This window comes from Streptomyces sp. NPDC029014 (assembly GCF_055564695.1).
Genome location: NZ_JBVHVT010000031.1, coordinates 39,001 through 63,272 on the forward strand (window position 1 = coordinate 39,001; position 24,272 = coordinate 63,272).

25 protein-coding genes and 1 riboswitch are annotated in these 24,272 nt (G+C 72.2%); of the genes, 14 read left to right on the plus strand and 11 right to left on the minus strand.

Translation table 11 applies throughout. The features are described 5' to 3' along the window. Positions 1-41 precede the first annotated feature (41 nt). A complete protein-coding gene (locus ACZ4VL_RS18770) occupies positions 42-1,622 on the minus strand; it encodes an acyl-CoA mutase large subunit family protein (RefSeq protein WP_468200899.1) in 1,581 nt (526 codons plus the stop codon). A 187-nt stretch (positions 1,623-1,809) separates the two neighbouring features. Here ACZ4VL_RS18770 and ACZ4VL_RS18775 point away from each other — a divergent pair, with 187 nt between their 5' ends. Then, a complete protein-coding gene (locus tag ACZ4VL_RS18775) occupies positions 1,810-2,691 on the plus strand; it encodes a L,D-transpeptidase family protein (protein ID WP_468200902.1) in 882 nt (293 codons plus the stop codon). 405 nt (positions 2,692-3,096) lie between these two features. On the opposite strand, the gene ACZ4VL_RS18780 is transcribed toward ACZ4VL_RS18775, so the two are convergent. Beyond that, positions 3,097-4,170, minus strand: a complete 1,074-nt coding sequence (locus ACZ4VL_RS18780; protein WP_468200904.1) for a hypothetical protein — start codon at positions 4,168-4,170, stop codon at positions 3,097-3,099. Continuing rightward, positions 4,170-4,913 (minus strand): RNA polymerase sigma factor, encoded by a 744-nt coding sequence (locus tag ACZ4VL_RS18785; protein ID WP_468201002.1) that lies wholly within the window; start codon positions 4,911-4,913, stop codon positions 4,170-4,172. Before ACZ4VL_RS18785 ends, ACZ4VL_RS18780 begins: the two co-directional genes overlap by 1 nt. A 398-nt stretch (positions 4,914-5,311) precedes the next feature. Between ACZ4VL_RS18785 and ACZ4VL_RS18790 the strand changes: the two genes are divergently transcribed. The 7 genes from ACZ4VL_RS18790 (at position 5,312) to ACZ4VL_RS18820 (ending at position 10,544) form a co-directional block, all read left to right on the plus strand. Then, entirely contained in the window at positions 5,312-5,818 is a 507-nt protein-coding gene (locus ACZ4VL_RS18790; protein ID WP_468201004.1) for a 2-oxo-4-hydroxy-4-carboxy-5-ureidoimidazoline decarboxylase, read from the plus strand. A gap of 152 nt (positions 5,819-5,970) precedes the next feature. Next, positions 5,971-6,351, plus strand: coding sequence for a succinate dehydrogenase, cytochrome b556 subunit (sdhC, locus tag ACZ4VL_RS18795; protein ID WP_361093522.1), 381 nt, complete (start codon positions 5,971-5,973; stop codon positions 6,349-6,351). A 5-nt stretch (positions 6,352-6,356) separates the two neighbouring features. Then, positions 6,357-6,839: a succinate dehydrogenase hydrophobic membrane anchor subunit gene (locus tag ACZ4VL_RS18800; RefSeq protein WP_361093525.1), complete on the plus strand. Its 483-nt coding sequence runs from the start codon at positions 6,357-6,359 to the stop codon at positions 6,837-6,839. A 26-nt stretch (positions 6,840-6,865) separates the two neighbouring features. Then, the gene (gene sdhA, locus ACZ4VL_RS18805; protein ID WP_468200908.1) at positions 6,866-8,620 is read left to right on the plus strand and encodes a succinate dehydrogenase flavoprotein subunit; all 1,755 of its coding nucleotides are present in this window, start codon (positions 6,866-6,868) and stop codon (positions 8,618-8,620) included. Further along, positions 8,620-9,387, plus strand: a complete 768-nt coding sequence (locus ACZ4VL_RS18810; protein WP_468200911.1) for a succinate dehydrogenase iron-sulfur subunit — start codon at positions 8,620-8,622, stop codon at positions 9,385-9,387. Before sdhA ends, ACZ4VL_RS18810 begins: the two co-directional genes overlap by 1 nt. Before the next feature lie 181 nt (positions 9,388-9,568). Then, positions 9,569-9,853: a hypothetical protein gene (locus ACZ4VL_RS18815; protein ID WP_468200914.1), complete on the plus strand. Its 285-nt coding sequence runs from the start codon at positions 9,569-9,571 to the stop codon at positions 9,851-9,853. Between the two features lie 76 nt (positions 9,854-9,929). After that, a complete protein-coding gene (locus tag ACZ4VL_RS18820) occupies positions 9,930-10,544 on the plus strand; it encodes a Uma2 family endonuclease (protein ID WP_468200917.1) in 615 nt (204 codons plus the stop codon). A gap of 79 nt (positions 10,545-10,623) precedes the next feature. Here ACZ4VL_RS18820 and ACZ4VL_RS18825 read toward each other — a convergent pair whose 3' ends face one another. Then, positions 10,624-11,694: a hypothetical protein gene (locus ACZ4VL_RS18825; protein WP_468200919.1), complete on the minus strand. Its 1,071-nt coding sequence runs from the start codon at positions 11,692-11,694 to the stop codon at positions 10,624-10,626. 285 nt (positions 11,695-11,979) lie between these two features. On the opposite strand from ACZ4VL_RS18825, the gene ACZ4VL_RS18830 reads away from it, so the two are divergent. From ACZ4VL_RS18830 to ACZ4VL_RS18840, 3 genes are read left to right on the plus strand one after another with little or no spacing between them, the layout of a single operon-like run. Next, positions 11,980-12,387, plus strand: a complete 408-nt coding sequence (locus ACZ4VL_RS18830; RefSeq protein ID WP_361093542.1) for a hypothetical protein — start codon at positions 11,980-11,982, stop codon at positions 12,385-12,387. Positions 12,388-12,389: 2 nt separating this feature from the next. Continuing rightward, a complete protein-coding gene (locus tag ACZ4VL_RS18835) occupies positions 12,390-12,857 on the plus strand; it encodes a thiol-disulfide oxidoreductase DCC family protein (RefSeq protein ID WP_468200922.1) in 468 nt (155 codons plus the stop codon). Positions 12,858-12,868: 11 nt separating this feature from the next. Continuing rightward, entirely contained in the window at positions 12,869-13,627 is a 759-nt protein-coding gene (locus tag ACZ4VL_RS18840; protein WP_468200924.1) for a TetR/AcrR family transcriptional regulator, read from the plus strand. Here ACZ4VL_RS18840 and ACZ4VL_RS18845 read toward each other — a convergent pair. Then, the gene (locus ACZ4VL_RS18845; protein WP_468201005.1) at positions 13,624-14,613 is read right to left on the minus strand and encodes an NAD(P)-dependent alcohol dehydrogenase; all 990 of its coding nucleotides are present in this window, start codon (positions 14,611-14,613) and stop codon (positions 13,624-13,626) included. The two genes, ACZ4VL_RS18840 and ACZ4VL_RS18845, sit on opposite strands and share 4 nt — an antisense overlap. Positions 14,614-14,716: 103 nt before the next feature. Between ACZ4VL_RS18845 and ACZ4VL_RS18850 the strand changes: the two genes are divergently transcribed. Continuing rightward, entirely contained in the window at positions 14,717-15,364 is a 648-nt protein-coding gene (locus tag ACZ4VL_RS18850) for a TetR/AcrR family transcriptional regulator (protein WP_468200927.1), read from the plus strand. Positions 15,365-15,385: 21 nt separating this feature from the next. Here ACZ4VL_RS18850 and ACZ4VL_RS18855 read toward each other — a convergent pair whose 3' ends face one another. Together ACZ4VL_RS18855 and ACZ4VL_RS18860 are read right to left on the minus strand one after the other, a co-directional pair. Continuing rightward, the gene (locus ACZ4VL_RS18855; protein ID WP_468201008.1) at positions 15,386-16,729 is read right to left on the minus strand and encodes a metallophosphoesterase; all 1,344 of its coding nucleotides are present in this window, start codon (positions 16,727-16,729) and stop codon (positions 15,386-15,388) included. Positions 16,730-16,734: 5 nt separating this feature from the next. Beyond that, a complete protein-coding gene (locus tag ACZ4VL_RS18860) occupies positions 16,735-16,995 on the minus strand; it encodes an SCO4848 family membrane protein (protein WP_361093551.1) in 261 nt (86 codons plus the stop codon). Between the two features lie 142 nt (positions 16,996-17,137). On the opposite strand from ACZ4VL_RS18860, the gene ACZ4VL_RS18865 reads away from it, so the two are divergent. After that, positions 17,138-18,373 (plus strand): D-alanyl-D-alanine carboxypeptidase family protein, encoded by a 1,236-nt coding sequence (locus tag ACZ4VL_RS18865; protein ID WP_468201011.1) that lies wholly within the window; start codon positions 17,138-17,140, stop codon positions 18,371-18,373. A gap of 15 nt (positions 18,374-18,388) precedes the next feature. Here ACZ4VL_RS18865 and ACZ4VL_RS18870 read toward each other — a convergent pair whose 3' ends face one another. The 4 genes from ACZ4VL_RS18870 to ACZ4VL_RS18885 all read right to left on the minus strand — a co-directional run bounded on the left by ACZ4VL_RS18870 (position 18,389) and on the right by ACZ4VL_RS18885 (position 22,793). Next, a complete protein-coding gene (locus ACZ4VL_RS18870) occupies positions 18,389-19,339 on the minus strand; it encodes a YihY/virulence factor BrkB family protein (protein ID WP_468200930.1) in 951 nt (316 codons plus the stop codon). A 169-nt stretch (positions 19,340-19,508) separates the two neighbouring features. Next, entirely contained in the window at positions 19,509-20,111 is a 603-nt protein-coding gene (locus ACZ4VL_RS18875) for a 2'-5' RNA ligase family protein (RefSeq protein ID WP_468200932.1), read from the minus strand. 130 nt (positions 20,112-20,241) lie between these two features. Next, positions 20,242-21,255, minus strand: a complete 1,014-nt coding sequence (gene trpS / locus ACZ4VL_RS18880; RefSeq protein WP_468200935.1) for a tryptophan--tRNA ligase — start codon at positions 21,253-21,255, stop codon at positions 20,242-20,244. Positions 21,256-21,524: 269 nt separating this feature from the next. Then, a complete protein-coding gene (locus ACZ4VL_RS18885) occupies positions 21,525-22,793 on the minus strand; it encodes a serine hydroxymethyltransferase (protein WP_468200936.1) in 1,269 nt (422 codons plus the stop codon). Between the two features lie 35 nt (positions 22,794-22,828). Further along, positions 22,829-22,919, minus strand: a riboswitch (ZMP/ZTP riboswitch). A gap of 125 nt (positions 22,920-23,044) precedes the next feature. Between ACZ4VL_RS18885 and rocD the strand changes: the two genes are divergently transcribed. Further along, positions 23,045-24,253, plus strand: a complete 1,209-nt coding sequence (rocD, locus tag ACZ4VL_RS18890; protein WP_468200939.1) for an ornithine--oxo-acid transaminase — start codon at positions 23,045-23,047, stop codon at positions 24,251-24,253. Positions 24,254-24,272: the final 19 nt, after the last annotated feature.

A 24,272-nucleotide genomic window follows, 5' to 3' on the forward strand; every position in this document is an offset into this window, starting at 1 on the left:
CCATGCAGTTGCTCCTGTCGCACGGGTGTTCCAGCATGCGGTCACCAGCGCGATTCGGACGGCTCGTAGGCACCCCACACCTCCCGGAGGGTGGTGCAGACCTCGCCCACCGTGGCCCGGGCGCGCAGGGCCTCCTTCATCGGGTAGAGGACGTTGGCCGTGCCCCGCGCCGCCTCGCGCAGGGCGGCGAGGGCCGCCGCGACCGCCCCGGCGTCCCGCTCGGCGCGCAGGGCGGCGAGGGACTCGCGCTGGCGGACCTCGATGGCCGGGTCGACGCGCAGCGGCTCGTACGGCTCCTCCTCGGCCAGGGCGAAGCGGTTCACCCCGACCACCACCCGCTCGCCGCCGTCGGTCTCCTGCGCGATGCGGTACGCGTTGCGCTCGATCTCCGCCTTCTGGAAGCCGGCCTCGATCGCGGCCACCGCCCCGCCGAGGTCCTCGACGCGGCGCATCAGGTCGAGCGCCGCCGCCTCCACCTCGTCGGTCATCCGCTCCACCGCGTAGCTGCCGGCGAACGGGTCGACGGTGTGCGGGACGTCGGTCTCGTGGGCGAGCACCTGCTGGGTGCGCAGGGCCAGCCGGGCCGCCTTCTCCGTCGGCAGGGCGATGGCCTCGTCGAAGGAGTTCGTGTGCAGCGACTGGGTGCCGCCGAGCACGGCCGCCAGGGCCTGGACCGCCACCCGTACGAGGTTCAGCTCGGGCTGCTGCGCCGTCAGCTGGACGCCGGCGGTCTGGGTGTGGAAGCGCAGCATCAGCGACTTGGGGTCCCGCGCCCCGAACTCCTCGCGCATGACGCGGGCCCAGATCCGTCGGGCGGCGCGGAACTTCGCGACCTCCTCCAGCAGGGTGGTGCGCGCGACGAAGAAGAACGACAGGCGGGGGGCGAACTCGTCGACGGCCATCCCGGCGTCCAGGGCGGTGCGCACGTACGCGATCCCGTCGGCCAGGGTGAAGGCGATCTCCTGCGCGGGCGAGGCCCCGGCCTCGGCCATGTGGTAGCCGGAGATGGAGATGGTGTTCCAACGGGGGATCTCGGCCCGGCAGTACCGGAAGGTGTCGGCGGTCAGCCGCAGCGAGGGCCCGGGCGGGAAGATGTACGTCCCGCGGGCGATGTACTCCTTCAGGACGTCGTTCTGCACGGTCCCGGTCAGCTGCCCGCCCGCGATCCCCTGCTCCTCGGCGACCAACTGGTACAGCAGCAGCAGGAGGGCGGCCGGGGCGTTGATGGTCATCGAGGTGGACACCCGGTCGAGCGGAATCCCGTCGAACAGCATCCGCATGTCGTCGATCGAGTCGACGGCGACGCCGACCTTGCCGACCTCGCCGTGCGCGAGGGGCGCGTCGGAGTCGTGGCCCATCTGGGTAGGCAGGTCGAAGGCGACGGACAGGCCGGTACCGCCGCCCGCGATGAGCTGCCGGTAGCGGGCGTTGGATTCGGCCGCCGTCCCGAAGCCCGCGTACTGGCGCATCGTCCACGGCTTGCCGGTGTACATCGACGGGTAGATCCCCCGTGTGTACGGATACGCCCCTGGTTCGCCCAGTTTGGCGTGCGGGTCCCACCCCGTCAGAACCTCCGGCCCGTAGACCGGTTCGATCGGGATGCCGCTCTCGGTGTTCGACATGTGACCAAGCCCTCCGTAGAGCAAAGGGACCCGGGGCTGGTACAACCTTCCCCGCGACGGCTGCCGGCCGTCTCCCTGACGGCTGCTGGTCACAATGGCGCAACATCCCCGCACTCCGTGCAACTCTCCACGCCCGCCAGGCATCACCTAGACACACGACGACCGCAGAATTCGGGGGGACAGCAACATGCACCGCCAGAGAGCCATAGTCCGCACACTCGGGGCGGCCGCCGCCGTCGCGCTCGCCGCGACCGCGTGCGGGCCGAAGGCGACGCCGGCCGGCTCGGCCTCCCCGGTCGCCCCGTCCGCGGCGACGAGCACCTCCCCCGAGGCCTCGCCCTCGGCCGACGACAAGCAGGCCTCGCCGTCCGCGTCGCCGTCGCAGTCCGCCTCCCCGTCCGCCTCGGCCTCGGCCTCGGCCTCGGCTTCCCCGACGGTCAAGCCGATCATGGCGAACGGCGACGACAGCGACCAGGTGCGCGAGCTCCAGGCCCGCCTGAAGCAGCTCAAGTTCATGTCGGTGAAGCCGACCGGCTTCTACGGCACGAAGACGACCACCGCGGTCAAGAACTTCCAGTCGAAGTACGGCCTGCCCGCCACCGGCTCGGTCGACGAGGCCACCTGGAAGAAGCTGCAGGGCGCCAGCAAGAAGCCGACGGCCGACGAACTGCGCCCGCCGGAGGTCAACGAGGCCGACGCGCCCGACCCGCGCTGCATGCAGGGCCGCGTCCTGTGCATCAGCAAGGAGAGCCGCACCCTGGCCTGGATGATCGACGGCAGGGTCGTCTCCACCATGGACGTCCGCTTCGGTTCGGAGAACACCCCGACCCGCGAGGGCGAGTTCAGCGTCGGCTGGAAGGCCAAGGACTGGACGTCGACGATCTACCACACGCCGATGCCGTACGCGATGTTCTTCAGCGGCGGCCAGGCGGTGCACTACTCGGCGGACTTCGCGGCGCGCGGCTACAAGGGCGCCTCGCACGGCTGCGTCAACGTCCGCGACAAGGGCAAGATCGCCGCGCTGTTCGACCAGGTGAAGGTCGGCGACAAGGTCGTCGTCTACTGGTGAGCCGTGGCGGCCTAACGGCCCGAGTCCGGACCCGGGGGGGGCGGACCCGGGCCGTTTTTCTTTGTCCGTGGAACCGGCGGCGCCGGGGGCTCGAACGGGCCGCGCGCGGGTGGTGCCGGGCTGCGCACGGCCCGGGGCCGGAGCCCGGAGGGCCGGGGGAACGGAAGGAAGAAGGGGGGCGCGGGCAGGGCCGGGGGAACGAACCCCGCCCGCGCCGGGTGCGCAGAGCCCAGGGGTACGGGGGGAACCCCGGCTCATGCGCCGCCGATGACCAGTCGGCTCGTTATGTACTGCGCCACGGGTTCGAAAAGTGTTACAGGGTGTTCGTGGCACCTGCCGCGAACAGCGCGAAGGCCCCGCACGGAGCGTCGTCGCGGGGCCTTCGGAGTACGTCGGGGCGGGCGGTCAGCGCGGTACGCGCACGCCCGGGGAGGCGGTCCCGACCGCCGGGGACGGGTGGGTCATCGGTGCCGCCCGGCCGGGCGTCGGGGCCTTGAGGACCTCGCCACTGCCCTCGGTGCTGCGGGGCGCGGTGCCGGTCTTCGACCCGCGGGGCCCGTCGAGCAGCACCTCGCAGTACTGCGGGATCCGCGAGAGCCCCTTGGCCAGCTTGGACAGCTTGTCGCGGCGGTCGGTGTTCATGCTGCCGGAGCGGTACGCCTCGCACAGGTCCACCGCCTTGAGGCGGGTCTGATTGTCCTGGCCGTGCAGCTCGGTCGCACCGCCGCCGAGGGTCTCCTTGCCGACGCCGCCGGTGCCGCCCGCGGAGGCCGTGCCGGACGAGGTGTCCGTGCCGGGGCCGAAGCGGGAGTCGGCTCCGGTGGCGCCGCCGTCGGCCGTGTCCGGACCGGCCGCCAAGCCGTCCGGGGTGCCGGGCGCGGTGCTCCCGCCGTCGGCGCTGCGCAACGGGTTGGGGCGCAGCTGCGGTGCGGAGGTGGGGCCGACGCCGCCGGACAGGGCCGGGTTCTCCTCGGCGCTGAGCGTCGCGGCCGGCGCGGGTCCCGCGGAGGTGTGGGTGGCGCGGTCCAGCAGGCCGGCGCCGGCGGCCGCCGCGATCCCGCCGACGGCGACGCTGGCCAGCGCCGCGGCCAGCGCGAACCGCACGGGGCGGCCGCGCCGGGACGACGGGGCGGCTCCGGCCCGGGGTGCGGGCAGGGGGATCACGGGGCCGAGGTCCACGACGGGCCCGACCTCCGGGGCGGACCCTGCGGACCCTGCAGACCCGGCGGGCCCGGCGGCCCGGGCGTCGGCGGCGCCCGGCGCTCCTGCGCGGGCGGCGCGGAACGCGGCCAGCGCGGCGTCCTCCCCGGGCAGTTCCGTCCCGGCGGGGGCCTGCGGCGGCACCAGCATGTCGAGGGCGGCCCGCAGCCGCAGCTCGGCATCCCGGGCGTGGCGATCGGCGTCCGGGGCGGCCGGCGCGCCGCGCAGCACGCGCTCCGCCGCCGCCCCGTCCAACCACCTGTTGCGCTCGTCGGCCATCACATGTCCTTCTGCGTCCGCCAACGTGAATGCGTCACACCGGTTTGTTCTACGAGGCCGCCGCCCCGGCCGCGCTGGGCGGGAACGGCGTCGAGGTCGCGCTGACCCCCGCCCTCCCGGATCGGGCCACCGGCATTATGGCCGACCGTCGGCGCCCGGTCCGACGCAGGCTCCGCTTCCGGCCCGCCCACGCCCTCGGCGCACAGCAGCTCCGCCAGCTTCTTCAGTCCTCGGTGGGCCGCGGTGCGCACCGCTCCGGGCCGCTTGCCGAGGGTCTCGGCCGCGCTCTTGGCGTCGAGTCCGACCACCACGCGCAGCACCACCGCCTCGGCCTGGTCCTGCGGGAGCCTGGCGATGAGGGCCATGGTCCGGCCGGTGGAGAGGGCCTCCATGGCCTCGCCCGCGGTGTCGCTGTCGGCGGCCCGGCCCGTCAGCTCGGTCTCGTCGCCGCCGATGGCGGGGCGGCGGCCGCGCATGCGGACGTGGTCCAGGGCCCGGTTGCGGGCCACCCGTGCCGCCCAGCCGCGGAAGCGGTCGGCGTCGCCGGTGAAGGAGTCGAGGTCGCGGGCGATCTGCAGCCAGGCCTCGGAGGTCACGTCCTCCGCGTCGCCGTCGCCCACGAGCGTGCGTACGTACCCGAGCAGGCGCGGGTGCACGGTGCGGTACACAGCACGGAACGCGTTCTCATCGCCGTCCTGTGCCGCGAGCACCGCGGCGGTCAGCTCCGCGTCGTCCCCCAGCAAAGTCCCCAACCCGTTCACTGACTGTCCTGTACGTGTGGCGCAAATCAGCACGTTACGGCTTTCAAGTACCTTCGTCCACGAGTTGTACGGGGAGCAACCAATCGTGCGCGAACCGGGGTGTGACACAAAACGCATCCGCGACGCTGTCATGGGTACGGGCTTGTCGCACGAGTCCGTACGGACGGCGACCGGGGCCTCTCCTGTGGGGGGTGGCGGCCTCGGTCGTCTTCCACCCCGTTCCCGTGGACCTCACCACGTCATCCTTTCGGCTCACTTCCGGGGGAAAACCCCGCACCGGCCCGGCGCACCCCGTCCGGCGTCGCTAGCGTGGCGGTACGCCCGTACCGCGCCCCGAGGAGCCCCCGCTGTCCAGCCATCTTCCGGCACCGGCCGGCGGCCTGGCGCGTTTCAACGCCCTGTCCGCCGAAGCGGCCGAGGCCGTCCTGATGGAGTGCTGCGGCAGCCGGCGCTGGGCGCACCGGGTGGCCGCCCACAGACCGTACCCGGACTCGGGCGCCCTGCGGGCGGCGGCCGACGAAGCCTCGTACGACCTCAGCCAGGCGGACCTGGCCGAGGCGCTCGCCGCGGAGTTCCCGCCGGAGCTGGGCCACGGCGCCCCGTACGCGGCCCTGCTGGCACTGGACGCGGCCCACGCGGAGTACGAGCGCACCTTCGGGCACGCCTTCGTGGTCTGCCTGGACGGGCACCCCCCGGAGGAGCAGGCCGACCAACTGCTGGGGGCGATCCGCCGGAGGATGGTCCTGGACCGCGAGGAGGAGCGGGCCATCTCGGCGGACGAGCTGCGCCGGCTGGCCCTGGCCAGGCTCACCGACCTGACGGATTGGCTCACCTCCCCGGACGGTGTGTCTGCGGCCGAAACGGGGCTATTCGCCCCGGTGGGATAGGCCGTCCGTGCCTGTTTGATCACACCGGAGGACCCCGGGCGAAGGAACCGACAAAGCGTCGCTACGATGTCCGGGGCCGGTGGACCGTACCCGGCCGGGCCCGACCGACAACGAAGCCGGCAGGCCCCCGCCCCGCTTCCGGAGGGTTTTCCGTGCCGGCTGGAACGTTGTACCGCGGCCGGGAAGGAATGTGGTCCTGGGTGGCTCATCGAGTCACCGGCGTCCTCATTTTCTTCTTCCTGTTCGTACACGTCCTCGACACCGCTCTCGTCCGCGTCTCCCCTGAGGCGTACGACGATGTCGTGGCTACCTACAAGACGCCGATCGTCGCGTTGCTGGAATACGGCCTCGTGGCCGCCATCCTGTTCCACGCGCTGAACGGTCTCCGTGTCATCGCAGTGGACTTCTGGTCCAAGGGCCCCCGCTACCAGAAGCAGATGCTCTGGTGGGTCCTGGCGATCTGGCTGGTGCTGATGGTCGGGGCGCTGTACCCCGTCCTCGGCCACGCTTACCTCGAACTGTTCGGGAAGTGACGCGCATGTCTTCTGACACTTCTTCCGCTCAGGCCATCGGCGACGTGGAGGGCGTGAGCCTCTACGACGTCGACAACCCGGCGCCGTACATCGAGGCACCGCGCAAGCGCACCGCTAAGACCCCGCGTTCGACCCGCGGCAACTTCGAGATGGCCGCATGGCTCTTCATGCGCCTGTCCGGCATCGTCCTCGTCGTCCTGGTCATCGGCCACCTGCTGATCCAGCTGGTGCTGGACGGCGGCGTGTCCAAGGTCGGCTTCGCCTTCGTGGCCGGCCGCTGGGCGTCCCCGTTCTGGCAGGTCTGGGACCTGCTGATGCTGTGGCTGGCGATGCTGCACGGCGCCAACGGCCTGCGTACCGTCATCAACGACTACGCGGAGCGCGCGAACACGCGTCTGTGGCTGAAGGGCCTGCTCTACACCGCCACGGTGTTCACCATCCTCCTGGGCACGCTGGTGATCTTCACCTTCGACCCGAACATCCGCTAGGCAACGGGGCTGAGGCGACACATCTCATGAAGATCCACAAGTACGACACCGTCATCGTCGGCGCCGGTGGCGCGGGCATGCGCGCCGCCATCGAGGCGACGAAGCGCAGCCGCACCGCCGTGCTGACCAAGCTGTACCCCACCCGCTCCCACACGGGCGCCGCGCAGGGCGGCATGGCCGCCGCGCTGGCCAACGTGGAGGAGGACAACTGGGAGTGGCACACCTTCGACACGGTCAAGGGCGGTGACTACCTGGTCGACCAGGACGCCGCCGAGATCCTGGCGAAGGAGGCCATCGACGCCGTCCTCGACCTGGAGAAGATGGGCCTGCCGTTCAACCGCACCCCGGACGGCACCATCGACCAGCGCCGCTTCGGCGGCCACTCGCGCAACCACGGCGAGGCCCCGGTCCGCCGGTCCTGCTACGCCGCGGACCGCACCGGCCACATGATCCTCCAGACGCTGTACCAGAACTGCGTCAAGGAGGGCGTGGAGTTCTTCAACGAGTTCTACGTCCTGGACCAGCTGATCACCGAGGTCGACGGCGTCAAGAAGTCCGCCGGCGTGGTCGCGTACGAGCTGGCCACCGGTGAGATCCACATCTTCCAGGCGAAGGCCGTCGTCTACGCCTCGGGCGGCAACGGCAAGTTCTTCAAGGTGACCTCCAACGCGCACACCCTCACCGGTGACGGCCAGGCGGCCTGCTACCGGCGCGGCCTGCCGCTGGAGGACATGGAGTTCTTCCAGTTCCACCCGACGGGCATCTGGCGCATGGGCATCCTGCTGACGGAGGGCGCCCGCGGCGAGGGCGGCATCCTCCGCAACAAGGACGGCGAGCGCTTCATGGAGAAGTACGCGCCGGTCATGAAGGACCTCGCGTCCCGTGACGTCGTGTCCCGCTCCATCTACACGGAGATCCGCGAGGGCCGCGGCTGCGGTCCCGAGGGCGACCACGTGTACCTGGACCTGACGCACCTGCCGCCGGAGCAGCTGGACGCCAAGCTCCCGGACATCACGGAGTTCGCGCGCACCTACCTCGGCATCGAGCCCTACACGGACCCGATCCCGATCCAGCCCACCGCGCACTACGCCATGGGCGGCATCCCGACCAACGTCGAGGGTGAGGTCCTGTCGGACAACACCACCGTCGTCCCCGGCCTGTACGCGGCCGGCGAGGTCGCGTGCGTGTCGGTGCACGGCGCCAACCGCCTGGGCACCAACTCGCTGCTGGACATCAACGTCTTCGGTCGCCGCGCGGGCATCGCCGCCGCCGAGTACTCCGCCACGTCCGACTACGTCGAGCTGCCGGAGAACCCGGCCGAGGTCGTCGTCGACCTGGTCGAGCGGCTGCGCAACTCCACCGGCTCGGAGCGGGTCGCCGACCTGCGCAACGAGCTGCAGGAGACGATGGACGCGAACGTGTCGGTGTTCCGCACGGAGCAGACCATCAAGACCGCGGTCGAGAAGATCGCGGAGCTGCGCGAGCGCTACAAGAACGTCTCGATCCAGGACAAGGGCAAGCGGTTCAACACGGACCTGCTGGAGGCCATCGAGCTGGGCAACCTGCTCGACCTGGCCGAGGTCATGGCCGTCTCGGCCCTGGCCCGCAAGGAGTCCCGCGGCGGTCACTACCGCGAGGACTACCCGAACCGCGACGACGTCAACTTCATGCGCCACACCATGGCGTACCGCGAGGTGGCGGCCGACGGCAAGGACTCCGTCCGGCTCGACTACAAGCCCGTCGTCACCACCCGCTACCAGCCGATGGAGCGTAAGTACTGATGGCCACCCCGACCCTCGAAAAGGCGGAGACCGGTCCCTCGGCGTCTGCCGCCTCCCCGTACATCACGGTCACCTTCCGGATCCGCCGCTTCAACCCCGAGGTCTCCGACCAGGCCGAGTGGCAGGACTTCCAGGTCGAGATCGACCCGAAGGAGCGCGTGCTCGACGGTCTCCACAAGATCAAGTGGGAACTGGACGGCACGCTCACCTTCCGCCGCTCCTGCGCGCACGGCATCTGCGGCTCCGACGCGATGCGGATCAACGGCAAGAACCGCCTCGCGTGCAAGACGCTGATCAAGGACATCAACCCGGAGAAGCCCATCACCGTCGAGCCCATCAAGGGCCTGACCGTGATGAAGGACCTCGTGGTCGACATGGAGCCCTTCTTCCAGGCGTACCGGGACGTCATGCCGTTCCTGGTCACCAAGGGCAACGAGCCGACCCGCGAGCGCCTGCAGTCGGCGGAGGACCGGGAGCGCTTCGACGACACGACGAAGTGCATCCTGTGCGCGGCCTGCACCTCCTCCTGCCCGGTGTTCTGGAACGACGGCCAGTACTTCGGCCCGGCGGCGATCGTCAACGCGCACCGCTTCATCTTCGACTCGCGTGACGAGGCCGGCGAGCAGCGCCTGGAGATCCTGAACGAGAAGGACGGCGTGTGGCGCTGCCGCACGACCTTCAACTGCACGGACGCGTGCCCCCGTGGCATCGAGGTCACGAAGGCGATCCAGGAAGTCAAGCGCGCCCTGATCACCCGCCGCTTCTGACCCTCCGGTCACCCGCGTTGCACACACGAGGGCCCCGCACCCGGTTCACCCCGGGCGCGGGGCCCTCGCGCCGTACCGACCCCCGCGGGTGAACGCCCGACGGGATGAACCTTTCATCGGGCCGGGCGGCCGCCCGGAGGGAGTAGCGTCGCCGATGCTGCTCGTACCGGGGGTGCTTCTCATGTCTGCTCTCGCCCACGGGGCGCCGGACGACCCGGGCCTCGACGAGGTCCTCTGGCAGGCCTGGAAGGCGATGGACCTCCCGGAGGGCTACCGGGCCGAGATCATCGAGGGCACCGTGACCGTGTTCAGCTGCCCGGATCCGGAGAAGGGCGTGTACGCCACGAAGACCACCGCGGCCTACGGCACCCCCACGGCCGTCCCCGACGGTCCCGCCAAGGGCCTCGAACTGACCGCGGACCTGACCCGAGCCCGAGCTGGCGGAGGCCCTCGCCCGTTCGGGTGAGGGCGCGGAATGCGGCCGCCGGAGGGGTCCGCGTCCTACGATGATGCCCTCGACAGCAGCCCACGGGAGGCACGTGATGTCCGCAGCACCCGCTGAGCAGCCCTACGGCGACCGGTCCCTCCTCGACGAGGCCAACCGGCTCATGGAGCGGAACCCCGGCTACCGCGTCGAGATCATCGGAGGCGTCATCGTCGTGACTCCGCCAGCCGACCTGGCCCATTCCAGGGCCGTCAAGAAGCTCGACCGTCCCTTCCTGGCCGCAGGCCTGGACGACGGCGAGACGGAGGTGCACCAGGGCATCGGCCTGTGGCTGCCTGCCGGCCCCTCGGACTACGCCATCCCCGATCTCTGCATCGTCGACGCCGACGCGGACGAGTACCTCGTCGAGAACAACTGCTACGACCCCGTCGTCTTCCGCCTGGTCCTGGAGGTCACCTCCTCCAACTACCAGGCCGATCTGCGCACCAAGGTCACCGCCTACGCAGACGCCAAGGTCCCGGTGTACGTGATCGTCGACCGCAGGCACAACCGCCTGCACGTCCTCACCGACCCGACCGCCGACGGGTACGGCACGCACCGCGTCCATGCGCCCGGCGAGCTCGTCACCCTGCCCGAGTCGATCGGCGCCAAGGTCACCCTGGACGTCGCCGAGATCCTCGCGGCCGGTGGGCGCAGGGACGGAGCGGGGTAGTGCGGCCGGGAGGGTCTCGGTGGCCAGGTTCTGCGTAACGGCCGCATGAGCGATCAGCAGCCGAATCCCTAACCCTCCGTCAGCTGCTCCCGGCCGGATCCCGGGATGCCGTGCGGGACTCCAGCGCCGCGTCGAGGAGCTTGCGGGTCGGCTTGTGGGTGACACGGCCGGCCAGCCGGGCCAGTTCGGCGAGGGCGGGCTCGCCGTCGGTACGGGCCAGTGCCGTGATGCAGGCGCCCGCAACCCTCGGGCGCAGGGCCCCGTGCCCCTCCAGCCAGCACAGCGCGGCCTCGGCGAGGCGACCGAGGGCGGGCACGGAATCGGGGTGCGGGGGCAGGACGGCCAGCATCCAGGCCAGCCCGCGCAGGGCGGTGGCGTTGTGCGGGTCCCACATCGCGTTGGCGTCGGGCTCGTACCCCCCTTCCTCGACCAGCGGCACGGTCCGCGGCGTTCCCACGAGTTCCAGCCAGCCGAGCACCTGCTCGCGCACCGGCCCGGCGCCGACGGCGTCGCACAGCGAGCGGGCGGTCCGCTCCCAGCGGGCGGAGGGCCTGACGGCGGTGGCGGTCATCGCGTGGGCCAGCAGCGGCTGCCAGCGCTCCCCGTCGGCCAGGGCCCGGTCCGCCCAGGCCTCGCCGACGTTGAGCACCGGCCCGGCGAGCTTGGGGACGACCGCGTCCAGGCCCTCGCAGTAGTAGGGCGACAGGTGGCTGCGGCGCAGGGTGGCGACGACGACGGGCGCCAGGTTCCGCCCGGCGGCCAGCTCACCGTCCACCAGCGCCCGCTCCCAGGCCGAGTAGCTCGTGCGCCACCAGACGCCGACCGTGTCGAGCTGCCGCCGCCGCTCGGTGACGAGCACCTCCTCGGACAGGCCCCGGCCGATGAGGGCGACCAGGGCCAGCAGGTGCCTCCCCGGCTCGGTGTCCGCGTCGGCGGTGCGGAAGTGTCCGGCCAAGGCGTCCCTGAGGCGTCGGCGCGCCGGGGCGGGGCGGGCGCACAGGTCGGCGAGCACCTGCGCCACGAGATCGTCCCGGTAGTTGAACTGGCGGCGGAAGGACGCCTCCAACAGCGCGGCGGCGAGCTCCTCGGCGGCGCCGCCCCCGGCGATGACGCGGCGCACTTCGTCGGTGTGTACGGGGTCGTACCCCATGATGCCCCCTGACCCGTCGTCAAACCCGCCTGCCCTGGAGCGTACCCCCGGGCGCCGACAGTGGCCGTCCGGGGGATTTCCGCAGGCGGCGGTCGGTCGCTGAGGGACCACCTCGGCATCGGGCGGGCGCCCCCGACGGGTGACCCGTCCGGCCCCCGCGCGACACGGCTCCCCGGGCCGTGAACAGCTCCGGGCCGCCCCCGCACAACAGGCTTGAACCTGTTCAAAAAGAGGTCTACAGTCAGTCCTGCCAACGAGTTGAACACGTTCAAGGGGGGCGAGGGCATGGACCTCACCGTCGTCGCATACGTCATCTACCTGCTCATCAGCATCGGCCTGACCATCTGGGTCGCCAGGACGCTCAGCCGCAACGGACGGGTCTTCATCGCCGACGTCCTGAACGGGAACGAGAAGCTCGCGGACGCCGTGAACCACCTCCTGGTGGTCGGCTTCTACCTCGTCAACATCGGCTTCGTGACCCTCTACCTGCGGTCGGCCGACACCATCGACTCCGCCCGCACGCTCTTCGAGGTCCTCTCGGTCAAGCTCGGCGTCGTCCTGCTCGTCCTCGGCGTCATGCACCTCGGCAACGTGTGGGTGCTGAACAAGATGCGCCGCCGCGGGATCATGGAGCGCCAGCAGACGCCGCCGGTCGCACCGCAGGCCTGGACCGCTCCGGCTGCCGGAGCCTGACGATGGCACCGGCAACAGGGGCTACCGCCACCCGGCACCTGACCGTCCTGTACGACGCGGACTGCCCGCTGTGCGTCCACATCCGGCACTGGCTGCTCGGGCAGCCGTGGCTGGTCCCGCTCCGGCTCGTGCCGGCCGGGTCCGCGCAGGCGCGGCGGCGGTTCCCCGGCCTCGACCACGCCTCGACGCTCCGCGAGATCACCGTGGTCGGGGACGCGGGCCAGGTGTGGACCGGCACCGACGCCTTCATCGTCTGCCTGTGGGCGCTGGCCGAGCACCGGCCGAAGGCGAACTGGCTCGCCACCCCGGCGGGCCGGCCCTTCGCCCGGGGCGCCATGTACACCGCCTCCGCCTGGCGGCAGGCCGTACGGACCGAACCCGGCTCGGAGCCCGGCTCGGAGCCCGGCTCGGAGCCCGGACCGGGCGCGGAGGCACCCGCCTGTGGCGAGCACTGCCCCGCACCCCGATAGGCTCGGACACCGTGACTGATCAGAAGGCTCCCAAGAGCGAGCAGACCCGCACGCTCATCCTCGAAACCGCGCTCCGCCTCTTCCAGGAGCGCGGCTTCGACAAGACGACCATGCGGGCCATCGCCAAGGAGGCCGGAGTCTCGGTCGGCAACGCCTACTACTACTTCGAGTCGAAGGAACACCTGGTCCAGGGCTTCTACGACCGGATCGGCTCCGCCCACCAGGCGGCGGTCCGGCCCATCCTGGACAACGAGACCGACCTGCAGAAGCGGCTCGCCGGCGTACTGCTGAGCTGGCTCGACATCGCGGCGCCGTACCACGAGTTCGCCTCGCAGTTCTTCAAGAACGCCGCCGACCCGGAGAGCCCGCTCAGCCCCTTCTCCCCCGAGTCCGAGCCCGCCCGCAAACTCGCGATCGACATGCACCGCGAGGTCCTGGCCGGCGCGAAGACCAAGGTGCCGGACGAACTCGTCGACGTGCTGCCCGAGCTGATGTGGCTCTCGCACATGGGGCTCGTCCTGTACTGGGTCTTCGACCGGTCCCCCGACAGCGTCAAGACCCGGCGGCTCGCCGAGCGCGGCGCCCAGCTCACCGCCCGCGGCATCGTCCTGGCCCGCTTCCGGGTGCTGCGCCCGCTGGTCCGCGAACTGCACGAGCTGTTCGCGGACTTCCTGCCCGGCATGGCGCAGACGGCCGTGTCGAAGAAGAAGCGCGCCTCGGACCCCGCCCCGGAGCCGGGGACGGAGACGGAGACGGCGCCCAAGTCCTAGGGGCGCGCCGGTTCCGCCGGGCGGACCGTGATGGCGGTCTTGCCACGGGCCTGACCCGCCGCCAGGCGGCGTACCGCCTCGGGTACGTCGGCCAGCGGGTGGGTGGCGCCCACGACCGGGGTCAGCCGCCCGGCCTCCACGAGCTCGTTCAGCGCTTCGAGGTCGGCCCGCCGGGTCTTCGCGACGAACATCGTCAGCCGCTGCCGCACGAAGGGCGACAGCACGACCGCCCGGAACTGCCGACCGAGCCCGATCCAGTCCCCGGCGTCCTCGCCGCCCGCGATGACGAGGGTCCCGCGCGGGGCGAGGGCCCGGCGCAGCCGGGACAGGCTGCTGCTGCCGCCGATGTCGAGGACCACGTCGTAGCGCGGGCCGCCGGCCGCGAAGTCGGTGCGGGTGTAGTCGACCACGTGGTCCGCGCCGATCGAGCGGACCAGCTCCGTCTTGGCCGTGCTGCACACCCCGGTCACCTCGGCCCCCAGGGCCTTGGCCACCTGCACGGCGTACGTCCCCACCCCGCCCGACGCGCCGATCACCAGGACGTGCTGCCCCGGCCGGACCCGGCCCGCGTCCCGCAGGCCCTGGAGCGCGGTGAGCCCGGAGACCGCCACCACGGCGGCCTCCTCGAAGCCGAGCCGGGCCGGCTTGTGCACGATCCGGTCGGCGCGGGCGACCGCGTACTCGGCGAAGGAGCCGGACGCGACGCCGTACACCGCGTCGCCCTCCGCGAAGCCGGTCACGCCCGGCCCCACCGCGACGACCGTGCCCGCCACGTCCTGCCCGACCGCCGGGTTCCGCGGCCGGCGCAGTCCGAGGGCCAGCCGCACCGCGTAGGGCCGCCCCGCCATGAGGTGCCAGGTGCCCCGGTCGACGCCGGCCGCGGCGACCCGGAGCAGCACCTCGCCCTTCCCGGCGGAGGGCCGCGGGAGCTGCGCCAGCCGCAGGACCTCGGGGGGGCCGTAGCCCTCCTGGACGACCGCCTTCATCAGGTCCATTCCGCCCGCCTCTCTTCCGTACTAAGTACGACTTACTTAGTACGGTAGCCTCCGGGCAGCAGGAAATCCATGAGGCGTCCGGACGGAAGGCGATATGGCGAAGCAGGTTCCGCTCAGCCGCGAACGGGTGCTCGCCGCGGCGGTCCGCGTCGCGGACGAGGGCGGCATCACCGCGCTGACGATCAGGTCCGTGGCGCAGGAGCTCGGCGTCAAACCGATGTCGCTGTACCACCACGTGCCCAACAAGGAGGCGATCGTCGACGGCATCGTCGACGCCGTCTTCGCCGAGATCGACCTGCCGCCCGAGGGCACCGACTGGCGGACCGCGCTGCGCCACCGCGCCCACTCGGCCCGGGCCGTACTGCGCCGCCACCCCTGGGCGACCGCGGTGATGGACTCGCGCGCCCACCCGGGCCCGGCCACGCTCCGGCACCACGACGCGGTGATCGCCACCCTGCGGGGCGGCGGCTTCCCCTTCGCGCTCGCGGCGCACGCGTTCTCGCTGCTGGACAGCTACGTCTACGGGTTCGCCCTGACCGAGGCCGCCCTGCCGTTCGAACCACAGGACGTGGGTGAGGCCGTCGTCGACTTCCTCGCGCAGTTCCCGGCCCGGGAGTACCCGCACCTGGCCGAGTTCGCCCGGGAGCACGTCATGCAGCCCGGGTACGACCACGGGGCCGAGTTCGACTACGGGCTGGACCTCGTCCTCGACGGCCTGGAACGGCGCCTGGCGGGCGGCTGAGCGGCTGCCGGCGCCGTCCGGTCAGGCCTGGTACGAGGCGAGTTCGACGACGGTGATGTCCGAGGGCGCGCCGACCCGGACCGGCGGCCCCCACGCGCCGGCTCCGCGGGACACGTACAACTGGGTGTCCCCGTAGCGTTCGAGGCCGGCGACGGTCGGGTTGGCCAGCTCGGCGAGGTACTCGCCGGGCCACATCTGCCCGCCGTGGGTGTGCCCGGACAACTGGAGGTCGACGCCGTGGCGGACGGCGTCGTGGATGACCACCGGCTGGTGGGCGAGGAGCACCGCGGCGCGGGACCGGTCCCGGTCCCCGAGGGCCGCGCGGAAGTCCGGGCCGCTGCCCTCCCGCTCGCCCTGGACGTCGTTGACCCCGGCGAGGTCGAAGTGCGGCAGGGCGCGGCGGGCGTTCTCCAGCGGGGTCAGGCCGAGCTCGCGGACGTGGTCGATCCACTGCTGCGCCCCGGAGAAGTACTCGTGGTTCCCGGTGACGAAGTACGCGCCGTGCCTCGCCCGCAGTCCTGCCAGGGGTTCGGCGGCGGGGCCGAGGTCGGCCACGTCGCCGTCGACGAGGTCGCCGACGATGGCGATGAGGTCGGGCTGGGTGCGGTTGACGGTCTCGACGATCCGGGCGGCGTGCGCCCGGCCGAGGACGGGCCCGAGGTGGACGTCGCTGACGACGGCGATGCGGAAGCCGTGGGCGGCGCGGGGCAGTTTGGCGAGGGGGACCTGCACCCGCTTCACGCGCGGCCCGCGCATCACCCCGTACGTCCCGTACCCGACGGTCCCGGTGGCGGCTGCGACGGCGACGCCGGCGACGGCGCGGGCGACGAACAGCCGCCGGCCGATCCCGGCCTCCGACGGCTCCTGCGAGCTCTCCTCCGAGGGTTTCTCCGAGGACTCCCCCGACCGCCCGGACGGCCCCGACGGCCCTTCCGGCGCGGGTGCCGCCGGGCCCGGCTCGGGGGCGGCCTGCGCCGCGGCCCCGACCGGGGCGGAGGCCTGCGGCTGCGGCTCGCGCGCCCGTTGGGCCGCCGGCCCCGGCTGCGGACCGCCCGCCGGGCGGCGGCGCAGGAGCACGGCCCGGACCGGCTCCGCGACCAGCAGGGCCATGCTCAGGTACAGCAGGACGGCCAGCCACAGGTAGCCCGGCCAGGCCACCACCTGCTCCAGCACGAAGGGGGCCCCGGCGCGGCCCGCGGTCAGGGCGGCCAGCGACAGCAGCGGCAGTACGACGGCGAGGACGGTGCCCACCGTGCGGGCCCGGCTCCCGGGGCGGGTGGTGTCGCGGACCAGGCGGACCCACAACCACCGGTGGACCAGCCCCAACAGGGCCAGTACGAGCAGGGCGACGACGGCGAAGAGCACGACGGTCACTGCTGCGGCCCGCCGCGCGACTCACGGCGCAGTGCCAGCACCCCGCGCAGCCCGATCACACCAACGGCCGTCCCCAGGAGAAAGGACGTCACGGCCAGGAGAAGGTGTACCCAGAAGTACGCGGTGGGCTCGCCCGCCGCGTCGAAAGCCATACCGCTGCTGTCCTTCCACAGGTTCCGGACGAAAGACACCCAGATGAACCAGCTCCACACGCCGAAGGCGAGCAGGAACCAGGAAGCAGCACGGCTGAGTTTCATGCGACCAGTATCGGTTCGGTCCCCAGGACGGACGCGCCGGGGTGGGCTGTCCCGGCGGTGGTTGGGCCGACTTGGCCGGTCCCCGGCGGTGGCATGCCCATCTGCATGTACGTTCACCTGCGTGTCTGCCAAGAAGACCGCGATGGCGGTCCTTTCCGCCGCGCTCCTGGCCCCCGCCCTCCTCACGGTGCCCGCGCACGCCTCGCCCACTCCCCCGGCCGACGGCAAGGGGCAGCCGCAACAGGCACCGGGCGCGCCCGCACCGCCCGCGTCGATGTCGACCGTCGGCGGGGCCCTGCTCGGCAAGCCGGGCGTGCAGGTCAATCCGCTCGCCGGGGCGCCCACCCTGCCGGCGAACCTGACCGGACGGTCGTGGATCGTGGCCGACGCCGAGACCGGGGAGGTCCTCGCGGCGAACAACGCGCACTGGCGGCTGCCCCCGGCCTCCACGATGAAGATGCTCTTCGCCGACACGCTGCTGCCCGGCCTCCCCAAGGACCGGCTCCACAAGGTCACCGAGCAGGAGCTGGCCGGTGTCGGGGCCGGCTCCAGCCTGGTCGGCATCAAGGAGGAGCTGGAGTACTCCGTGCACGACCTGTGGCTCGGGGTGTTCCTGCGGTCCGGCAACGACGCCGTGCACGTGCTGTCCGCCATGAACGGCGGCATCGAGAAGACCGTGCGGGACATGCAGGCGCACGCCGAGGAACTCCAGGCCCTCGACACCCACGTCGTCTCGCCCGACGGGTACGACGCCCCCGGGCAGGTGTCGAGCGCGTACGACCTCACCCTGATCGCCCGCTCCGGCCTGCAGAAGCAGGACTTCCGCGAGTACTGCGGCACGGCCAGCGCCCGGTTCCCCGGCGAGCAGGAGACGGGCAAGCCGCGCGAGTTCTTCGAGATCCAGAACACCAACCGGCTGATGACCGGTGCCGGCGGCCTCACCCCGTACAAGGGCATCGCGGGGGTGAAGAACGGCAACACGACGATGGCCGGGGCCACCTTCACCGGCCTCGCCCAGCACGGCGACAAGAAGCTGCTGGTCACGGTGATGAACACGGACGGCGGGGCGAACTCCGTCTACGAGGAGACCGCCCAGCTCCTCGACTGGGGCTTCGCGGCGGCCGGGAAGGTCAAGCCGGTCGGGGAGCTGGTGCCGCCCCACGGCGCCGACAGCTCCCCGCACGGCTCCCCCGCCCAGTCGCACGACCGGGACCCGTCGGCGGACGGCGCCGGCGGGGGCGGCGGGCTCGGCACCGCGCTCGGCGTCGCGGGCGGGGCGCTGGCCGTCGTCGCGGTCGGGGCGTACGCCGTCAACCGGCGCTGGCCGCTGGCGGTACGCGGCCGCCGCGAGGAGCGGGCCGGAACCGACGTGCCCTGAGCCGGGCCGGGAGGGTCAGTTCTCGGTCGCGCCCCGGCCCCCGGCCCCCTGCCCGCCCCCGGGCTCGGCCTCGTGCCCGTGCCCGTTCCCGCCCTCGGCCTCGCCCCCGTCCGCGGGGCGGGGACGGGTCGCCGTCCAGGCCGCGCAGAACAGCAGCAGCTTCGCGGTGAAGTTGATCCAGAGCAGCAGGGCGATCGGCACGCCGAAGGCCCCGTACATGCTCTTCGTGGCGACGCCCCGCATATAGCCGCCGAGCAGCAGTTTCAGCAGTTCGAAGCCGACCGCGCCGATGAGGGCGGCCTGGATCAGGCTGCGGCGCGGCGGCTCCACCCCGGGCAGCAGGGTCAGCAGGTACAGCAGCACCAGGAACGCGGCGACCACGCCGACCAGGAAGGCCGCGGTGCGCAGGACCACGCCGCCCGCGCCCTGCTGGGGGATGCCCAGCCAGCCGCCGAACTTGCCGACGGCGGTGGCGCCGATGATGGAGGCGGCGGCCGAGGCCAGGCCGACGGCGCCGAGGCCGAGCAGGACGAGGGTGTCCTTGCCCTTGCGGACGAGGGCGTTCTCCTCGCCCTCGTCGTCCTTCTCCCAGACGGCGCGCAGGCACTCCCGCATGCTCCCGATCCAGCCGATGCCGGTGAGGAGCAGCAAGGCGCCGGCGACGAGTCCGATGGTGGCCGCGTTGTCGACGAGACCGGCGATGTTGAGCTGGTCGGAGATGCCGGGGACCTGTTCGGCGAGGGTCTTCTGGAGCCGGTCCAGCTGCTCCTGGCTGAGCAGGGCCGCGCCGACGGCGGCGGCCACGGCGAGGAGCGGGAAGAGCGCGACGAAGCTGATGAAGGTGATCGCGGCGGCGAGCCGGGTCCAGTGGGTGCGGTCCAGGCGTTCGTACGAGCGCCATGCATGGGTTTGCATCAGCCGGGTGGCCGCCGGGCCGACCACCGGGAGGTTCTTCAGCCAGTCCATGGGCTCACCGTAAAGGAGCCGACGCAAATCGCCGGGATTGCGACCTTCTGGGACTACGGTCGTCGATTGTGACTTTCCGCCACGGTCTTCGCCCGTTCCACCAGCTGGTCCTGCGCTCGATCGGATTCCGGGCCCGCCGGGTCCTGCGGCCGCTGCGGCAGGAGCCGCGTCAGGGCTGCTGTACGGAGGTGTCCGCGACGGCCTCATCGGCCGGGGCGCCGGCCTGCGCCGGGACGGTGCCCGCCGCGCCGCTGCCGAAAGGGTATTCGCGCAGCTTGCGCCACACCCCGTCCGAGCCCTGCTCGTAGAGCGCGAAGCCGGTGCACATCCACCCGGCCGCGTAGTCGGCGAGCTCGGCGAAGGCCAGGTCCATCGCCTCCTCGGAGATCCCGTGGGCGACGGTGACGTGCGGGTGGTACGGGAACGCCAGCTCCCGGTCGAGCGGCCCGGCGGGGTCGCGGACCAGGCCCTGGAGGCGGGTGCAGCCCGCGCCGCCCTCGGCGACCTTCACGTAGACGACCGGGGAGAGCGGGCGGAAGGTGCCGGTGCCCTCCAGCCGCATCGCGAAGGGCCCGAAGGCTTCCGCGACCTCGGCGAGGTGGGCCCTGATCTGCGGCAGCCGGTCCGCGTCCACCTCGGTGGGCGGGACGAGGGTGACGTGCGTGGGGATGCCGTGCGCGGCGGCGTCACCGAAGCCTGCGCGCAGCTCCTGGAGCTGGGTGCCGTGCGGCTCCGGGACCGCGATCGAAACGCCGAGCGTTACGGTCCCCACGTAGCTCTCCTTGGTCGTCCGTGTGCCGGATGTGTGCGTGCCGTGCCGATCCAGTGTGCGGCCGAAGGCCCCCGGAATGCCAGGGGCCTTCTTCCGCCGGGACTCCGCCGGGTGCTCCGGCGGGGCCGGGTCAGTGCTTCGCGGGCAGGAAGCCGAGGCGGTCGTACGCCTGTGCCAGGGTCTCGGCGGCGACCGCACGGGCCTTCTCGGCGCCCTTGGCCAGGATGGCGTCGAGCGTCTCCGGGTCGTCCAGGAACTCCTGGGTGCGCTGCTTGAACGGCGTGACGAAGTCGACCATCACGGCGGCGAGGTCGGTCTTCAGCGCGCCGTAGCCCTTGCCCTCGTAGCGGGCCTCCAGGGCCGGGACGGTCTCCCCCGTCAGGGTGGAGTAGATCGTGAGCAGGTTGCTGACGCCCGGCTTCTTCTCCGTGTCGAAGCGGATCTCGGCCTCGGTGTCGGTGACCGCGCTCTTGATCTTCTTCTCGGTGGCCTTCGGCTCGTCGAGGAGGTTGATCAGGCCCTTGGGGGAGGACGCGGACTTCGACATCTTGATCGTCGGGTCCTGGAGGTCGTAGATCTTCGCGACCTCCTTGACGATGTGCGCGGCCGGGAGGGTGAACGTCTGCCCGAAGCGCTGGTTGAAGCGCTCGGCCAGGTCGCGGGTCAGCTCGATGTGCTGGCGCTGGTCCTCGCCGACGGGGACGGCGTTCGCCTGGTAGAGCAGGATGTCGGCGACCTGGAGGATCGGGTACGTGAACAGGCCGACGCTGGCTGCGTTGACACCGCCCTTGGCGGACTTGTCCTTGAACTGGGTCATCCGGCTGGCCTCGCCGAAGCCGGTGATGCAGTTCATGACCCAGGCGAGCTGCGCGTGCTCGGGGACGTGGCTCTGGACGAAGAGGGTGCAGCGCTCCGGGTCGAGGCCGGCGGCGAGCAGCTGCGCCGCGGAGAGCCGGGTGTTCGCCCGGAGCTCCTTCGGGTCCTGCGGCATGGTGATCGCGTGCAGGTCGACGACCATGTAGAACGCGTCGTGCGTCTCCTGGAGGGCGACGTACTGGCGGATCGCTCCGAGGTAGTTCCCGAGGTGGAACGAACCGGAGGTGGGCTGGATGCCGGAGAGCGCGCGAGGACGATCAGAAGCCATGGCTTCATTCTCTCAGGTGCGCGCACCGGCTCGGGCCGTTTACTGGCCGGAAGCCGTGCGCTGCCCGCGGGGGTGCGACACGGCTCACACCCCCGCGGGCCTGCCCGGCCCGGCCCCCGTCCACGTACCGGGCGGTAGCCGGGCGGCCGGATCCCGCCCCGGCCGAGCGACCGCTTCCGGCCGCGCCGCGTTCGAGGTGCGGGGGTCCGGGGGCCGAGCCCCCGGGAAGCCGGCCCGCGGGGTCGGGACGACGGGGAGCCGGGGCGGTGTCAGGACAGCGGCAGGCCCGGCGCCGGGTGCGCGGCCATGAGGTCGGCGACCTCGGCCCGGATCGCGGCCAGAGCCACCTCGTCGCCGCCCGCGGCGGCAGCCACGGCCCGCGCGATCCAGTCGGCGACCTGCGGCATGTGCTCCGTGGTCAGACCGCGCGAGGTCAGCGACGGCGTACCGATCCGGATCCCGGACGGGTCGAACGGCTTGCGCGGGTCGAACGGCACCGTGTTGTAGTTCACGACGACGCCCGCCCGGTCCAGCGCCTTCGCCGCGACCTTGCCCGGAACCTCCTTGCGGGTCAGGTCGATCAGGATCAGGTGGTTGTCGGTACCGCCCGACACCAGGTCGAAGCCGCGCTCCAGCAACGCCGCGGCCAGCGCCTTCGCGTTGGCCACGACCGCGTGCGCGTACGCGGTGAACGACGGCTGCGCCGCCTCGTGCAGGGCCACCGCGATGCCCGCCGTCGTCTGGTTGTGCGGGCCGCCCTGGAGGCCGGGGAAGACGGCCTTGTCGATGGCCTTGGCGTGCTCCTCGCGGCACATCAGCATCGCGCCGCGCGGCCCGCGCAGGGTCTTGTGGGTGGTCGTGGAGATGACGTCGACGTGGCCCGCCGGGGAGGGGTGGGCCCCGCCCGCGATCAGGCCCGCGATGTGGGCGACGTCGGCGACGAGGACCGAGCCCGCCTCCTTGGCGATGGAGGCGAAGGCCTCGAAGTCGATCGTGCGGGGCAGGGCGGTGCCACCACAGAAGATGATCTTCGGGCGTTCGGCCAGCGCGAGGTCGCGCACGGCGTCGTAGTCGATCAGCCCGGTCTCCGCGGTGACCCCGTACTGCACGCCGCGGAACCAGCTGCCCGTCGCCGAGACGCCCCAGCCGTGCGTCAGGTGGCCGCCCATCGGCAGGGCCATGCCCATCACCGTGTCGCCGGGCTGCGCGAAGGCCAGGTACACGGCCAGGTTCGCGGGCGAGCCGGAGTACGGCTGGACGTTGGCGTGGTCGACGCCGAACAGGCCCTTGGCCCGCTCGACGGCCAACGCCTCGATCCGGTCGATGTTCTGCTGGCCCTCGTAGTAGCGGCGGCCCGGGTAGCCCTCGCTGTACTTGTTCTGCAGGACGGTGCCGGAGGCTTCGAGCACCGCGGCCGACACGTAGTTCTCACTGGGGATCAGACGGAGCGTCTGCGCCTGGAGCTGCTCCTCGGCGGCGACGAAGGACGCGAGTTCGGGATCGGTCGCGGTCAGGGCGGGGTGGCGGTGCGCGGTCACGGCGGCTCCTCCGGGGTCGATGTCGGTTCTCGTCCCCGCGAGGCCCAGGCGAGCGGCCCTGTATGCGGTCGTGCGCGCACGACTCCCCCGGAGTTCGTTCTCCGTGCGCCAGTCGCCGTGCGTACCGCCCACCTTAGCGGGCACGCCACCGGAAAGGTTTCCGCGTCCGGTATACGAGCGACGTATAGCCGTATACAAGGGGACACCACCGTGTCACCCCTCCCCGCCCGCTGACGACGATCGGAGACCCCGTGTCGACCACTGCAGAGAGCATCGCCGCCGCCGAGGCCCACAGTGCGCACAACTACCACCCGTTGCCCGTGGTCGTGGCGACCGCGGAGGGTGCGTGGATGACCGATGTGGAGGGCCGGCGCTACCTCGACATGCTCGCGGGCTACTCGGCGCTCAACTTCGGCCACGGCAACCGCCGTCTGCTCGACGCGGCACGGGCGCAGCTGGAGCGGGTCACGCTGACCTCGCGGGCCTTCCACCACGACCGGTTCGCCGACTTCTGCACCGCCCTCACCGAACTGTGCGGCAAGGAGATGGTGCTGCCGATGAACACGGGCGCGGAGGCCGTGGAGACGGCGGTGAAGACCGCCCGGAAGTGGGGGTACGAGGTCAAGGGCGTACCCGACGGCCACGCCAAGATCGTGGTGGCGTCCGACAACTTCCACGGCCGGACGACGACCATCGTGAGCTTCTCCACCGACCACGAGGCCCGCGACCACTTCGGGCCGTACACGCCGGGGTTCGAGATCGTCCCGTACGGGGACCTCACCGCCCTCGCCCACGCCATCACCTCCAACACGGTGGCCGTGCTGCTGGAACCGATCCAGGGCGAGGCGGGGGTGCTGGTGCCGCCGGCCGGCTACCTGCAGGGCGTACGGGAGCTCACGCGCGAGCGGAACGTGCTGTTCATGGCGGACGAGATCCAGTCCGGGCTGGGCCGCACGGGCCGCACCTTCGCCTGCGACCACGAGGAGGTCGTGCCGGACGTCTACGTCCTCGGCAAGGCGCTGGGCGGCGGCGTGGTGCCGGTCTCGGCCGTCGTCGCCGACCGGGACGTGCTCGGCGTCTTCAAGCCCGGCGAGCACGGCTCCACCTTCGGCGGGAACCCGCTCGCCTGCGCGGTCGCCCTGGAGGTCATCGCGATGCTGCGGACCGGCGAGTACCAGCAGCGCGCCACCGAACTCGGCGACCACCTGCACCGGGAGCTGAACCTGCTGGTCGGCGGGGGCGCAGTGACCGCCGTACGCGGCCGCGGCCTGTGGGCCGGCGTGGACATCGAGCCCGGCCACGGCACGGGCCGGGAGGTCTCGCAGCGGCTGATGGAACGGGGCGTCCTGGTCAAGGACACGCACGGCGCCACGATCCGCATCGCCCCGCCGCTGGTGATCAGCAAGGAGGACCTGGACTGGGGCCTGGACCAGCTGCGCGCGGTCCTCGCCGCCGGCTGACGACCACCCCGGCGGGCCC

Excerpts from the sequence above, each read along its gene's own strand:
- ACZ4VL_RS18770 (WP_468200899.1), bottom strand. The coding sequence starts at position 1,622 with ATGTCGAACACCGAGAGCGGCATCCCGATCGAACCGGTCTACGGGCCG.
- ACZ4VL_RS18775 (WP_468200902.1), top strand. The coding sequence starts at position 1,810 with ATGCACCGCCAGAGAGCCATAGTCCGCACACTCGGGGCGGCCGCCGCC.
- ACZ4VL_RS18780 (WP_468200904.1), bottom strand. The coding sequence starts at position 4,170 with ATGGCCGACGAGCGCAACAGGTGGTTGGACGGGGCGGCGGCGGAGCGC.
- ACZ4VL_RS18800 (WP_361093525.1), top strand. The coding sequence starts at position 6,357 with ATGTCTTCTGACACTTCTTCCGCTCAGGCCATCGGCGACGTGGAGGGC.
- sdhA (WP_468200908.1), top strand. The coding sequence starts at position 6,866 with ATGAAGATCCACAAGTACGACACCGTCATCGTCGGCGCCGGTGGCGCG.
- ACZ4VL_RS18810 (WP_468200911.1), top strand. The coding sequence starts at position 8,620 with ATGGCCACCCCGACCCTCGAAAAGGCGGAGACCGGTCCCTCGGCGTCT.
- ACZ4VL_RS18815 (WP_468200914.1), top strand. The coding sequence starts at position 9,569 with ATGTCTGCTCTCGCCCACGGGGCGCCGGACGACCCGGGCCTCGACGAG.
- ACZ4VL_RS18820 (WP_468200917.1), top strand. The coding sequence starts at position 9,930 with ATGTCCGCAGCACCCGCTGAGCAGCCCTACGGCGACCGGTCCCTCCTC.
- ACZ4VL_RS18825 (WP_468200919.1), bottom strand. The coding sequence starts at position 11,694 with ATGGGGTACGACCCCGTACACACCGACGAAGTGCGCCGCGTCATCGCC.
- ACZ4VL_RS18830 (WP_361093542.1), top strand. The coding sequence starts at position 11,980 with ATGGACCTCACCGTCGTCGCATACGTCATCTACCTGCTCATCAGCATC.
- ACZ4VL_RS18835 (WP_468200922.1), top strand. The coding sequence starts at position 12,390 with ATGGCACCGGCAACAGGGGCTACCGCCACCCGGCACCTGACCGTCCTG.
- ACZ4VL_RS18845 (WP_468201005.1), bottom strand. The coding sequence starts at position 14,613 with ATGAAGGCGGTCGTCCAGGAGGGCTACGGCCCCCCCGAGGTCCTGCGG.
- ACZ4VL_RS18850 (WP_468200927.1), top strand. The coding sequence starts at position 14,717 with ATGGCGAAGCAGGTTCCGCTCAGCCGCGAACGGGTGCTCGCCGCGGCG.
- ACZ4VL_RS18860 (WP_361093551.1), bottom strand. The coding sequence starts at position 16,995 with ATGAAACTCAGCCGTGCTGCTTCCTGGTTCCTGCTCGCCTTCGGCGTG.
- ACZ4VL_RS18865 (WP_468201011.1), top strand. The coding sequence starts at position 17,138 with ATGGCGGTCCTTTCCGCCGCGCTCCTGGCCCCCGCCCTCCTCACGGTG.
- ACZ4VL_RS18870 (WP_468200930.1), bottom strand. The coding sequence starts at position 19,339 with ATGGACTGGCTGAAGAACCTCCCGGTGGTCGGCCCGGCGGCCACCCGG.
- trpS (WP_468200935.1), bottom strand. The coding sequence starts at position 21,255 with ATGGCTTCTGATCGTCCTCGCGCGCTCTCCGGCATCCAGCCCACCTCC.